At 70.6% G+C, this 13,237-nt stretch carries 11 protein-coding genes; 7 read left to right on the top strand and 4 right to left on the bottom strand.

The genetic code is table 11. The features are described 5' to 3' along the window. Positions 1-67 precede the first annotated feature (67 nt). The 3 genes from OX958_RS15950 to sbnA are packed head-to-tail and all read right to left on the bottom strand — an operon-like array spanning position 68 to position 2,277. On the bottom strand, positions 68-268 hold the full coding sequence (locus OX958_RS15950; protein ID WP_270138476.1) for an MbtH family protein: 201 nt from the start codon (positions 266-268) through the stop codon (positions 68-70). A 21-nt stretch (positions 269-289) separates the two neighbouring features. Then, positions 290-1,276, bottom strand: coding sequence for a 2,3-diaminopropionate biosynthesis protein SbnB (gene sbnB, locus OX958_RS15945; RefSeq protein ID WP_270138475.1), 987 nt, complete (start codon positions 1,274-1,276; stop codon positions 290-292). Further along, positions 1,273-2,277: a 2,3-diaminopropionate biosynthesis protein SbnA gene (gene sbnA / locus OX958_RS15940; protein WP_270138474.1), complete on the bottom strand. Its 1,005-nt coding sequence runs from the start codon at positions 2,275-2,277 to the stop codon at positions 1,273-1,275. Before sbnA ends, sbnB begins: the two co-directional genes overlap by 4 nt. A gap of 237 nt (positions 2,278-2,514) precedes the next feature. On the opposite strand from sbnA, the gene OX958_RS15935 reads away from it, so the two are divergent. The 7 genes from OX958_RS15935 (at position 2,515) to OX958_RS15905 (ending at position 11,956) form a co-directional block, all read left to right on the top strand. Beyond that, a complete protein-coding gene (locus OX958_RS15935) occupies positions 2,515-2,802 on the top strand; it encodes an acyl carrier protein (protein ID WP_270138473.1) in 288 nt (95 codons plus the stop codon). Next, on the top strand, positions 2,799-4,538 hold the full coding sequence (locus OX958_RS15930) for an acyl-CoA dehydrogenase family protein (RefSeq protein WP_270138472.1): 1,740 nt from the start codon (positions 2,799-2,801) through the stop codon (positions 4,536-4,538). Before OX958_RS15935 ends, OX958_RS15930 begins: the two co-directional genes overlap by 4 nt. A gap of 27 nt (positions 4,539-4,565) precedes the next feature. After that, positions 4,566-6,326, top strand: coding sequence for a fatty acyl-AMP ligase (locus tag OX958_RS15925; RefSeq protein WP_270138471.1), 1,761 nt, complete (start codon positions 4,566-4,568; stop codon positions 6,324-6,326). 2 nt (positions 6,327-6,328) lie between these two features. Then, entirely contained in the window at positions 6,329-7,102 is a 774-nt protein-coding gene (locus OX958_RS15920; protein WP_270138470.1) for a 4'-phosphopantetheinyl transferase family protein, read from the top strand. 83 nt (positions 7,103-7,185) lie between these two features. Further along, the gene (locus OX958_RS15915) at positions 7,186-8,901 is read left to right on the top strand and encodes an AMP-binding protein (protein ID WP_270138469.1); all 1,716 of its coding nucleotides are present in this window, start codon (positions 7,186-7,188) and stop codon (positions 8,899-8,901) included. Next, positions 8,898-10,355: an acyl-CoA dehydrogenase family protein gene (locus OX958_RS15910; RefSeq protein ID WP_270138468.1), complete on the top strand. Its 1,458-nt coding sequence runs from the start codon at positions 8,898-8,900 to the stop codon at positions 10,353-10,355. The genes OX958_RS15915 and OX958_RS15910 overlap by 4 nt, the downstream gene beginning before the upstream one ends. Beyond that, positions 10,352-11,956 (top strand): hypothetical protein, encoded by a 1,605-nt coding sequence (locus OX958_RS15905; RefSeq protein ID WP_270138467.1) that lies wholly within the window; start codon positions 10,352-10,354, stop codon positions 11,954-11,956. Before OX958_RS15910 ends, OX958_RS15905 begins: the two co-directional genes overlap by 4 nt. A gap of 28 nt (positions 11,957-11,984) precedes the next feature. Here the strand turns inward: OX958_RS15905 and OX958_RS15900 are convergent, their stop codons facing one another. Next, on the bottom strand, positions 11,985-13,019 hold the full coding sequence (locus tag OX958_RS15900) for a LuxR C-terminal-related transcriptional regulator (RefSeq protein WP_270138466.1): 1,035 nt from the start codon (positions 13,017-13,019) through the stop codon (positions 11,985-11,987). Between the last annotated feature and the right edge of the window lie 218 nt (positions 13,020-13,237).

Raw genomic sequence — 13,237 nt, 5'->3', positions numbered from 1 at the left:
AGTGGTCTCCTGGCGGTTCCGGTTCGTACGGGCGGAGTGGTGGAGCGGAGCGGGTCGGGCTTCGGAACTAGGCGAGGGACCGGCGCAGGCTCAGCGGGCGCAGGTCCGTCCAGACGGCGTCGATGTGCTCCAGGCAGGCCGTCTTGCTGCCCTCGAACCCGGCGGGCTGCCAGCCCTTCGGCAGTGGCTTGCCGACCGCGAGGATCGAGTGCTGTTCTTCGCTGTTGCGGACCACCAGGTAGGCCGGTCCATCGGTTGCTTCAGGCATCTTCTGCTCCAGTTGTCACGGTCAGGACGGCACGAAGCCGTCGAAGGTGGCGCCGAGACCGCGCTGCTCCGCGACGACCCGGACGTGGTCGGCCAGCGCCATGTCCAGCACGCCGAGACCGAACGGCGAGTAGACGACGAGCTCGTCCGGCCGCCGCTGCAGCTTCGCGGTGCCCCGCAGCAGCGCGCCGATCGGCGCGTCGATGAACTCGCGGCCGCCGGTCTGCTGCTCGGCCAGGAACAGCGAGGTGCCTTCCCGGCAGACATGGTCGGCGTCGTCCACGATGTTGCGGGCGGCAACGATCGCTTCCGGGTGGAGGTCTCGTAGCGAGATGTGCAGCACCACGGTGCCCGGCCGGCAGGCCGACAGGTCCGTGTGCGGCTCGATCGCCGTGGTGGCGAAGCTGACCAGCGGCTGGGCCGCCAGCGCCGCGTCGAGCGAGTCGGCCGCCTGTGCCGCGACCTGCTTGATCTCCTGGCACTTCGCGATGAACGACTCGGCCCGCGACCGATCGGTGTCGAAGACCGTCAACCGCTCGATGCTGGGCAGGGCGACGGTGAGGAAGCGGAAGATCTCCAGGTTGATCACCCCGGCCCCGACCAGGGTGACTCCGGCCGGCGGTTCGATGACCAGCTCCTGCGCCGCGACGGCGGCACTGGCGGCGGTCCGCCGGGCAGAGATCTGCGAGCCCTCGATCAGCGCCTCGGGATGACCGGTCTCCAGCGAGTTCAGCAGGATGGCGGCACTCGCCCGCTCCAGTCCGCGCTCGACATTGCCGGGGAACGAGGCGATCCACTTCATCCCCGCGACCGGCCGGTCGCCGCCGGCGAAGGCGGGCAGGCCGATGATGCGGTTGCGGTGGTCGCCGGGGAATCGCAGGAAGACCGAGTGCGGCACGGCCGAGCGGCCCTCGTCGTGCAGCCGGTACGCCGACCGGACCACCTCGAGGGTCTCGGTCTCGGTGCCGGACAGCACCTGCTGGACGTCCTTGTAGCCGAGAACGATCATACCGGGATGCTCATTTCGAAGGGTTCCTTCCACAGATGGGACACATCACCGAACATCCGCCGGACCCAGGCGTCGGAGTACACCGTGTCGACGTAGCGATCCCCGCCGTCGGGGAAGATCAGCACCACGTTCGAGCCGGCCGGGATCCCGGCGGACAGCTTCTCCAGCGCCGCCAGCGTCGCGCCGGACGAACCACCGGCCAGGATCGCCTCGGTCATCAGCAGCCGGCGGCAGGACGCCACCGCCTCCAGGTCCGAGACGTGCACGACCTCGTCCACCAGCGACAGGTCGGCCAGCGCGGGGCGGACCGAGGCGCCGTGCCCGGGCAGCAGCCGCGGCGCGGGCGAGCCGCCGAAGATGACGCTGCCGACGGCATCGACCCCGACCACCCTGGTCGGCATCCCCTGGTCGCGGACGTGGTCCACACAGCCGCGCAGGGTGCCGAACGTGCTCACCGACGCGAACAAGTAGTCGACCCGGCCGTGCAGGGCCTCCTCGATCTCCCGCATCGTCTGGATGTGCGCGCGCGGGTTCATCGGGTTGGCGTACTGGTTCGGCCAGTAGGCGTCGGGGACGGTGGCGGCCAGTTCCCGGACCCGGCGCTGCCGGGCGCCGAGCAGGCCGCCGATCGCGTCGGGTTCGGTCACCACCTCGACCTCGACCTTGAACGCGTCCAGGATGGCCAGGTTCCGGTCGGTCGTGTTCGCGTCCACCACACAGATGAAGCGCAGCCCGAAGTACCGGCAGATCTGGGCCAGCCCGATCGCCAGGTTGCCCGAGCTCGACTCGACCACCACCGACCGGCCGGGCACCAGCTCGCCCGAGGTCAGCGCCGCCCGCACCATGCTGTACGCCGTCCGGTCCTTGATGCTGCCGCTGGGGTTGAACCGTTCCAGCTTCGCGAAGACCCGCGAACCGAAACCGGTGAACACCTTCCCCAGTTCGACCAGAGGAGTGTCACCGATGCTCTCGAGAATGCTCGGGAGCACTTGTCGCGTCATCTCCGCCACCACCCAGCCTTCGTTCGCCGATGAGCCACCCCGACCTTCGCCCGCACCGCCATACCGGCCCTATACAGACCGCTCCGGCCGCCTGCGCCGGACCGGCCGGGGGCGGAGTTATCGGCGGAATATAGGTGGGCTCTGGATCGTGGCCGGTGCCGGTGACCCCCACCGGCAGCTGACCGACAGCCGAGGCGCACCGGTCGCGGTGCGTGGACGAAGGAGCCGTGAAAGAGCATGGACGTGTCACAGGTAGGAGACAGCCCCGCCACCGGCCGGGCGATCACCAGCGCCGAGCTCACCGAGTTCCTCCGCGGCCGGGTGTCCCGGATGATCGGGGTCACGCCGGACGAGGTCGACCCGACCGCCCCGCTCGCCTCGATCGGTGTCGACTCGGTGCACGCGATGGAGTTGGTGGCCGAGCTGGAGGAGTGGCTGGGCACGCACGTGCCGGACCACCTGGCCTGGTCCTACCCGACGATCGCGCTGATCTCCGAGCAGCTCGCGACCGAAACCGCGGCGTGAACGCCGCCGGCCTGCTGACCGGACCGCTCCAGGGGCGGAGCTCGGTCCACGGCACCACCGAGGAGTTCGAGCGCTTCCTGGGTGACCCGCGGCTGCGCGGTTCCCGGATCTCGTTCGCCACCCAGCTGGAGTACGACGAGGCCGAGGAGCTGTCGGCGCCGGCGTTCGAGGCGCTGGCCGAGTGGGGCTATCCGCATCACTACGTCCCGCCTGCCGAGGGTGGCCGGTTCCACGACATGGAGCGGATGTTCGCGCTGATCCGCAGCCTGGCCCGCCGGGACATGACCCCGGCGCTCAGCTCCGGCGCGACCTTTCTCGGCGCGATGCCGGTTTGGGGCTGGGGCAGCGACGAGCAGCGCCGGCGGGTGGCCGAGCTGATCCTGGGCGGCTCGGCCGGAGCGTTCGGACTGTCCGAGGAGGACCACGGCTGCGATGTGGTGGCCGGTGATGTCGCCGCCGGGCAGGACGGTGCGCAGTACCTGCTGAGCGGCAGCAAGTGGCCGATCGGCAACGGCATCCGGAGCGCCTTCGCGACCGTCTTCGCCCGCACCGGCAGCGCTGGGCCGCGGGCCTTCTCCGCCTTTCTGGTGGACAAGGAACGACTCGATCCGTTGCGCTGGGCAACGAGACCGAAGGTGCGGACGCTCGGCCTGCGCGGCGCGGACGTCTCCGGGCTCACCTTCGACGCCTGCCCGCTGCCGGACTCGGCGCTGATCGGCGGCAAGGGGCGTGGGATGGAGGAGGCGATCAAGACCCTCCAGGTCAGCCGCACGCTGGTCACCGCGATGTCCCTCGGCGTCGCCGACACCGGTCTGCGCACCACGCTCGACCACATCCGCAACCGGCACCTGTACGGCCGGACCGTGCACGACATCCCGGTGATCCGCGAGCAGGTGCTGGCGGCGTACGTCGACCTGCTGATCGCTGAGTGCGCCTCGGCCCCGACCGCGCGGGCGATCGCGGTGAAACCGGAACGGCTCAGCCTCTGGTCGTCGGTGACGAAGTACCTGGTCCCCGGCCTGATCGACGAGGTGCTGAACAGTCTCGGCGCGGTGCTGGCCGCGCGCCACTTCCTGCGCGAGGGCGTGAACGACGGGATCTTCCAGAAGGTCCTGCGGGACAACCGGATCGTCAGCATCTTCGAGGGCACCAGCCACGTCCACCAGCACGTGGTGGCGACCCAGCTCCCCTCGCTGCTCGGCGGCAGCCCGTACGACGGGCAACTGCTGGCCGACCTGCACGACCACACCTGGGAGCCACCGGCCTGGGACCTGCGGTTCGACCGGTTCAAGCTCACCAACGGCGGGCTCGACGAGATCACCCAGAGCCTGCCCACCGTCGTCGCCGCCCTGCCGGCCGGAACGCTGCGCAGTACGGCCGAGCAGATCGTCGAAGTCCAGGACAGGCTGCGCGACGGCACCCGGGAACTGATCAAGCAGGGCAACGATCTGAAGTCGAGTTCGCGCGCGTTCACGCTGGCCCGGCAGCACTGCCTGGTCCATGCGGCGGCGACCTGTCTGCACACCTGGAACGCCAACCGGGCCCACGGCGGTTTCGTGGCGCGGCCGGAGTGGGTGGTGCTGGCGTTGCAGCGCATCCTAGCCAGGCTTCGGCCGGACCAGCAGCTCGATGCCGGCAGCCTGGCCGTCGTGGAGGCCGAGATGCTGCGGTGCTGGGAGGAGGAGCGGCTGTTCTCCCTGGTCCCGTTGCAGCTCGGCGGGGACCTCAAGTCCTGAGTCTGCCCAGTACGAAGGAGCTTCACCATGCACACCGACAACCTGTTCCGCGCGGTCCGGGAGCACGCCCAGAGCATCGGCGACCGGACCGCCATCGTGTTCCTGCCGGACGGACCCGGCTCGGCGATCCGGACCGAACTGACCTACGGCGGGCTGGACCTGCAGGCCCGCCGGATCGCCACCTGGCTGCAGGAGCGAAGGACCTCGGGCGACCGGGTGCTGCTCCTCTACCCGCCCGGCACGACCTTCGTGGAGGCGTTCTTCGGTTGTCTCTACGCCGGCATGATCCCCGTCCCCGCTCCCCTGCCGGGCAGTGACGGCAAAGCAGGCCGGCTGCAGGCGATCATGCGGGCGGCCGGCTGTACGGCGCTGCTCACCGACGAGGCGAACCTGGCGGAGATCACCGAGCAACTCGACGAGGTCGCCGGTACGGCGATCGTCGCCACCGACACCGCGGCCCTCGCGGACGTCGACGGCTGGCGCGAGCCGGTGATCACCCCGGACACCCTGGCGCTGCTGCAGTTCACCTCCGGCTCGACCAGCGACCCGCGTGGCGTGATGGTGTCGCACGCGAGCCTGTGGCACAACCTCGGCCTGATCGAGCAGACGTTCGCGCTGACCCGCGGTGCCCGGGTCGCGACCTGGCTGCCGCACTACCACGACATGGGCCTGATCGGCGGGCCGCTGACCTCGCTGTACCTGGGTGGCACGCTGTCGCTGATGTCGCCGATGAGCTTCCTGCGTGAGCCGTTCCGCTGGCTGGATCTGATCGACCAGCACGGCGTCGAGATCAGCCCCGCGCCGAACTTCGCCTACGACCTGTGTGTCCGGCGGGTGAAGCCGGAGCGGGTCGAACAGCTCGACCTGTCCCGCTGGCGGCACGCGCTCAACGGCGCCGAGCCGGTGGACCCGGCGACGCTGCGCCGGTTCGAGCGGCACTTCGCGCCGGCCGGACTGAAGCCGAGCTCGATGCGGCCGTGTTACGGCATGGCCGAGGTGGGACTGCTGGTCACCGGGACCGAGGAGCACCAGCGGCCGCGGCCGGTTCGCGTCGACGCGGCCGGGGTCGAGCGCCGTCAGTTCATCCGGACCGACGCGGAGGAAGGCAGCCGCGACCTGGTCAGCAGCGGCCCGGTCCCGGCCGGTTTCGACCTGCGCATCGTCGATCCCGGCACCCGAAGCGTGCTGGCCGACGGCCGGATCGGCGAGATCTGGCTGCGCGGTCCGAGTGTGGCGCGTGGCTACTGGGGCCGCCCCGACGAGACCGCCGCGGTGTTCGAGGCCTACACCAGCCTTGACGAGGGCCCGTTCCTGCGGACCGGGGACCTGGGCGTCTGCCACGAAGGCGACCTCTACATCACCGGCCGGATCAAGGAACTCATCATCGTCAACGGCCGCAACATCTACCCGCAGGACCTCGAGCGCCGGCTCAGCCTGCTGCACCCGGCTCTGGCCGACGGCGCGTCGGCAGCGTTCGGCGTACCGGGGCAGGGCGCGGAGCGGATCGTCGTCGTCCAGGAGATCCGGACGGCGGGAGCTGCCGCGCCGACGGACCTGCAGGAGCTGGCCGACCTCGTCAAGACCGACCTGTCCGAGTACGGCGGAACACCGGTCGCGAACGTCTGCTTCGTCAAGCGCGGCGCGGTGCTGCGCACCACCAGCGGCAAGGTCCGCCGCACCACGATGCGCGAACTGTTCCTCGGCAACGCCCTGCAGGCGCACTTCGAGGACCTGGAGCCGTCGATCAAGAAGTTGCACCGGGCAACCGATCAGCTGGCCGGCGTCTGACCATGACCAGCAGGTTCCCCCGGCCACCCGACAGCGGCAGCGTGCACCTGTGGCGTGGCCGGGCCACCGCGGCGGCGGACCCGGCCGAGCTCGCCGTCCTGGCGACCGCGGAACTGGCTCGCTTCCGGGCGATGGTCCCGGCGGCCGGTGCCCGGTACGCCGGTTCGCGGGCCGCTGTCCGGCGAATCCTCGCCGGCTATCTCGACGAGGAGCCGGGCCGCTTGGTGCTCGACCGGAAGGCTTGTCCAGGCTGCGGTAGCGCGGACCACGGGCCGCCGATCTTGGCGAGCCCGCACAGTCCGCTGACCTTCAGCCTGTCGAGGTCGGGCAACGACTGGCTGCTGGCTGTCTCCGCGGACCGCCTGATCGGGGTGGACCTCGAAGGAGCCGACGCGGTCGACCTGGAGCTGGTGTCGCCGATGGTGATGACACCGGCTGAGCTGACTGCGTTTCGGACCCAGCTGGACGAGCACGGACGCCGTCGGCTGTTTCTCCGGGCGTGGACCCGCAAGGAGGCCGTGCTGAAGGCTGCCGGGATCGGCCTGGTCGCGCCGTTGCGGGAGATCGATGTTCAGCCAGCCGTAGACAGGCCGGTCACTGTGGCGCACGACAGCCTGGTTGGCGCCCCCGCCTGGGTTGTTCAGGACGTGGCCACTGGCTCTGCCGACCTGGCAGCTTTGGCGTGGCAGGCGGACTTGCCGCCGGCGGAGATCAGCTGGCCCGGGACGGCCCTGTCCGCGACCGGCTGGCAGCAACTTGCAGCCGGCGTTTCCTGACAGCTCGAACCGGGCCGGCAGCTCGTTGGTACGGCCGATACTCACTGGGACGAGTATCGGCCGAGCGGATGGAGTGGCCCACGATGAATGAGGATCTGGTCGCCAGATTCGGACGGCAGGTCGCCGACGACCCGTCCCGGCCGGCAGTGGTCGAGGTCGGCCACCGGGCCGGGCAGCCGGTCGCCACCACCGCCACGTACGGCGAACTGGACGCCAGCGCACGGCTGATCGCGGGCTGGCTGCGAGCCAACACTGCTCCCGGCGACCGGGTCCTCCTGCTGCACCCGTCACCGCTGGCCTTCGCGCAGGCCTTCTGGGGTTGCCTGTACGCCGGTTGCGTCCCGGTCCCCGCTCCCCTGCCCGGCACCTACAGCCACCATCTCTCGCTGACCACGGGGATCGCGCTGGACGTCGACCCCCGGGTGGTGCTGACCGACACCGAGCACCTGGACCTGGTCGCCGACTGGCTGATCCAGGACCGGCTGAACGAGCTGGCCCTCTACGCGACCGACCTGATCAACCTGTCGCAGGTGCAGCCCTCCGAGCCCGTCGAGCGAGCTGCCGCAGCGCCTGCGGTGCTGCAGTACACCGCCACAGCGACGTCTCTGACCGGCCACTCGCTCTCCCACCAGGCACTTGCGGCCGACGTCGACCGGCTCGACGCGGCCCTCGACCTGGCCGCGCACGGGACTGTCGGTGGCTGGCTGCCCATGCACCACGGGCTGGGGCTGGTCGGCCTGCTGCTGGCGCCGCTGGCGGTCGGAGCGACCAGTGTGCTGATGTCGCCGTCTGCTTTCCTCAAGGATCCGGTGCGCTGGCTGCGGATGCTCGACGATCACGACGTCCGGCTGACGGCCGCACCGAACTTCGCCTACGACCTGTGCGTCCGCCGGGTCGCGGCCGCCGACGTACCGGCGCTTGATCTGTCTCGGCTGCGGACTGCGCTGAACGGTCCGGAAAAGGTGTCGGAGGCAACGATCTCGGCGTTCACCGAGCACTTCTCGCCGGCCGGTCTGGACCGGCGGACGCTGACCCCGGCGTACGGGCCGACCGACGGCGTCCGGCTGATCACGGTCTCACCCCCCGGTGACCGGATCGACGGGCCGCTGCTGACGGTCGCCGATCGCGGTGGCCTGGAGAACGACGTCCTGCAGCCTGCTGCCGACGGCGTGCCGCTGGTCAGTTGCGGGCCGGTCGAGGGCACCGGCCTGCGGATCGTGGACCCGGCCACGGGCCGCGAACTCGCGGACGGCCTGGTCGGCGAGATCCGGCTGGACGATGACGTTCCCACTGGTGATCTCGGGGTGATCCACGACCGGCAACTGCTGCCCACGGGTCCGGCCGTCGACCGGATCAGGATCGACCAGCGCAGCCTGTACGCCGAGGACGTGGAGCGGGAGCTGGCCCGGCTCGATCCGCGGTTCGCGGACCTGCCGGGGTGCGTGTGCGCGGTCGACGTACCGCGGGAACAGCTTGTCGTCTTCCAGGAGGTCACTCCCGGGATGGTCGCTCCGGAGCTGGCTCCGCTCGGAGCAGCGGTCCGGGAAGGGCTGCGGGACCGGTTCAAGGTCCGGGTCGCCAACGTGGTGTTCCTGCGCCCCGGGCGGATCAGGCGGACCGCCGGAAGGGTGCAGCGAACCCTGATGCGCGAGCTGTTCTGCAGCGACGCGCTCGACCCGGTGTACGAGGTACTGGGTCGGCAGACGGCGCAGCGGTACCGGTTGGCCGCGCGGGAAGCCGCAGCCGCCGGCCTTGGCGCAGCGACCGGCCCTGACCCAGCGACGGCAGCCGCGCGATGAGCCATCCGCCGTACCTGCTGGCGGCCGAACTGGACGGCAGGCTTGGCGACCCCGCCGATCCGGAGCAGCTGTTCTCGTCGGAGCGGTGCCGGGTGCTGGAGGGCCGCGACGAGTTCCCGGCCGAGCTGTGCGACGTACTGGATGAGCACGGCCTGTCCGCGTACTACGTGCCGGAAGAGCACGGCGGCCGGCTACGGGACTACGAGGACGTGTTCCAGCTCCTGCGCACGGTGGCTCGTCGCGACATCACCGTCGCGGTCGCGCACGGCACCTCGTACGTCGAGGCGGTGCCGGTCTGGATCGCCGGGTCACCGGAGCGAGCAGCTGGACTGGCCGCCGACCTGCTTGCCGGGCGACGGCCGGTCGCGGCAACCGAGGCTCCCCCGACCGCTGCCAAGCTGCACGGCATCCGTGGAGCCGACCGCGGCCACTTGGCAGCGCAGGGCAAGCCGGTTGACGGTCTGGGCGACAGCGGTTCACAGCTGGCGATGAAGAGCCGGCTACTGACCTGGGTAGTCGATGCCGCCGTCTCGCTCGGAGCCGTCGACCACGGGCTGCGGCTGACCCTCGACCGCGTGTTCGGTGCCACCATGCACGGTCTCCGGCTGATCGACCTGCCGCAGATCCGCCGCGCCGTCACAGCGGCCTATGCCGACCTGCTGGCCTCCGAGGCCGTCGCGTTGGTGGCCACGCGCAGCATTCAAGCGACGCCGGGCGAACTGGCCGTCGTGGCGCCGGCCGCGTCGGCGTACCTGCGTGAGCGCAGTAGTGAACTGCTGGAGCTGGCGATCGAGCTGAGCGACGAAGAGGACGTGGCCAAGCTGCTGCGCGATCACCAGACTGTGGGCGCCCTGTGCGATACGCCGCTACGAGGGCTGCGCTGCATTGCCGGACAACGGCCGCTCCTGACGCGCTCGTCCGGCGACCTGGCGGAGTCGGCAGCCGCGACACTGACCGCCGTACTGCCTACTCTGCGGGCCGATCGCCTTCAGTTGGTGTCCCGCTCGGGGTGTTCGCTGGTCAACACTTTGCCGGGCGCGGTGGCGGAGTTGGAGTCGCTGGCCCGCGCGGGGGTGGTCAGCGACCAATTGGCCGGGAGCGCCGCAGTACTGCGGGACCTGGTGACGGAGCTGCACGACCGGTGGGGTGAGGAGCCGGGGTCGCTCGACCTCGCTCGCCGCTACACGCTGTGCTTCGCCGCGGCCGCTTGTCTGCAGGTCTGGCTGCGCAACTACGAAGACCACCGCGAGGACGAACTGTGGACGGGGGGCGTGTGGCTCGAGGCGTGCCTGGTCAGGCTGCTCGGTCAACTGCAGGCCGAGCCCGTCGGCCGGTGCGAGACGGTGCAGATCGCGTACGGACGGCTGATGCAGGTGATGGCACGACAGTGGCGACTGGACCAGCGACTCTCTCTCATCCCCTGGTTGGTGGCCGGGCGTCCGGGGCCAGCGTGACGACCGGGCCGGCGGCTGCGCTGGAGGCCACGCTCGGCGACCCCGGTGCCCCTGGCAATCCGTTCGGTTTCGGCGCCGTGGTGGCGGCGGACGAGGCAGGCACTGCGCTGCCCGGAGCGCTGGACCTCTTGACTACTTTGGACTGGCACGCCGAGTTGGTGCCACCCAGCGAGGGCGGCAGACTGACCAGCCTCCCCTACTTGGTGCAGTTGCTCCGGCCACTGTTTCGCCGCGACGTCACTGTCGGGCTTGCAGCCGGTGTGGTGCCGCTGCTCAGTTCGACACTTGTCTGGGCTGCTCCATCCGCCACCACTCGCCAACAGTTGGCCCGACGACTGCTTGACGATCGCCGCCTGCCGCTGGCGACGTACGCGGAGACTGAAGGTGGTGCGGGCGTCTCTGCGCACCAGTACGGCGCGGAGGTCGTGCTGCAAGGTCGCACCTGTGCCGTCACGGGCAGCGGGTGGGACGCACCGGCCGCTGTGGTGGCCCGGACCGGCCGGGATCTCGGATGTCCGCGCCACACGGTCGTGCTCGTGGACAACGCGACCCGACCACAGACGACTCGGCAGCCGGCCGGTGCCCGCGGACTGCGCTTCGGTGAGCTGCTGTTCGACGACCCGAAGTCCTACGACGGCGCGACGATCGTCGGCGACTTCAGCGGAGCCAGTGGCTTGACCCGCAGCGCTTTGGCGATCACCAGGACCACCTTGGCCGGGGCCACGGTCGCCTCGCTGGACACGCTGCTCCGCCTGGCGGTCGGCAGCGCGCTCGAGCAGCCGCGACTGCTACCGCACGTCCGATCCGCCCTGGCCGCGGCATTCCTCGACCTTCTCACTCTCGACTGCCTCACCACCGTCGGCGCCCGTGCGCTGCAGGCCTTCCCGACGCTGTCCGGTGCTTACCTGGACGCGATCAACCGCCTCAGCGCCGTACTGACCCGGCAGATCATCAACGGCCTGGACGGCGTCCTCGGGATCGAGGCGCACCGCCGGGACGGCCGGTACGCGATCTTCCAGAAGCATCGGCGTGACCTGCTGACGGCGCCCCTGACCGCGTCAGGCGGTGCACGAGGGCGGTCGGCGCTGCTGCCGATCCTCCCCGACGGTACGACGACGCAGACCGAGGAGCCGGGGGTGCTCTTCGGGTTGGCCGAGTCGTTGCAGCCGCTGGACCCGGCTCGTCTCGCTGCCGGTAGCCCGAGTCTGGAGGACCCACTCGGCGGCTTCCATAGGGCGCAGTACGGCATCCCGAATGCCGACGTGGTGTTCGACGTGACCGCACGGGTGCTCGCCAGTTGCGCGGCGCTACCACCCCGCGACCGTACGCCGCTGGCCACGCCCGAGGCCTGCCAGCTCGCTGAGCAGTACGCCGTACTGGTTGCCGCCCGGTCGTGCCTCGGCGTCTGGCAGGAGAACCAGCAGGACGCGTTCCTGCGCGATCCCGCCTGGGTGACCGGCGCCTTACAGCGTCTGGTCGGCCGGCTCGGCGAACCGAACCGGCGGCAGCGAACCACCGATGAGCACCTACTGACCGAACTGGTGGACCGCCATCGGCAGAGGACGGCCTTCGACCTCACCGCCGCGCCGGTCGCCGGCTGATCGGTACCGCCTGTTCAGTACCGCCCGTTCAGGCCGAGTCGGAGCTCACCGGATCGGACAGCAGTGGATCGTCGTCCAGCAACCACCCGGCGCGAGTCGCCGCGACCCCGGCCTGGAAGCGGCTGCGAGCGTCGAGCCGCACCATCAGGTCGGCCATCAACCGGCGGCAGGTCCGCACCGAGACGCCGAGCCGGCGAGCCACCACCTCGTCGGTGTGCCCCTCGGCCAGCAACTGGACGACGGCCCGCTCCTGACTGGTCAGCCCTACCGCGTCCCGGCCGGGCCGGCAGGTGCCGAAGATTCTGCTCTGCTCCCAGATCACCTCGAACAAGGCCCGCAGCGCGGCGACCACACCGGCGTCGCGGATCAGCAGTGCACCCTGGGAGCTGTCCGTCGCGTCCATCGGCACCAGTGCGGCCTTGCGGTCGGCCACGATCATCCGCAGTGGCAGCGTTGCCACCGTGCGGACCTGCGCGCCACGCTCGGACAACCAGTCGACGTACCGCGCGGTGGGACCGTCGTTGACCAGGCTCTCCAGGTAGACCACCCGCATCCGCACACCGCGACTCAGCAGCGCCTGGTCCAGCGGCCGCGCCGCCTCCAGGCTCTCCGCCGACTGCGGTCCACCGTCGGAGAACCCCATCAGGTCGAACTCGACCTCGCTGATCAGGGCTTCCAGCCGGAGCCGCACGTTGTCGACGCCGACCAGCCGCTCGGCGTCGGCGTACCCCGAGGAGGCGACCCGGTCGCCGTACTCGGCCAAGATCTGCTCGATCGCGACCCGGCTGGCGACGACCTCCTTCTGCCGGTCCAGCAGCACGAGCTCGTGCTGGGTCAGCAGCGGGACCAGGCTCGCCTCCGGGCTGACCAGGTGCAGCTCCCGCGGGTTCTCCCAGGAGTAGCGCACCAGCGCGAGTTCGAGCAGGTCCTCGACGCCCGCCTCGGTGCGCGCCAGCGACCAGCCCAGCCGCTCGGCCAGTGGTGGAAGCTCGGTCCTGGGCTGCTGCACCAGACAGCGATAGACCTGCTCGGCGTCGGCCGACAGCCCCAGCGGTCTCAGCATGTGCGAATCCAGTGGATCGCTTCTCACCGATGTGCCTCCCCAAGCATCGGCTCACCACCGAGGGACATCCCCCCGACCCCGTTGTGCCCACTCACCACCAGGCGGGCACCTCAGACGCTACCTGCTGCGCGGGGTCACCGAAGGGCTGCTCGCGCGCCCTGCCCGGCAGTGACGTGTCTCACCGCGCGGGCTCCGGAGAACGGACACTTCGGCCGAAG

The sequence above is a fragment of the Kribbella sp. CA-293567 genome (assembly GCF_027627575.1).
Taxonomy (GTDB): domain Bacteria; phylum Actinomycetota; class Actinomycetes; order Propionibacteriales; family Kribbellaceae; genus Kribbella.
Note: the sequence above shows the minus strand (reverse complement) of the source record. Positions and strands in the feature narration are given on the sequence as shown.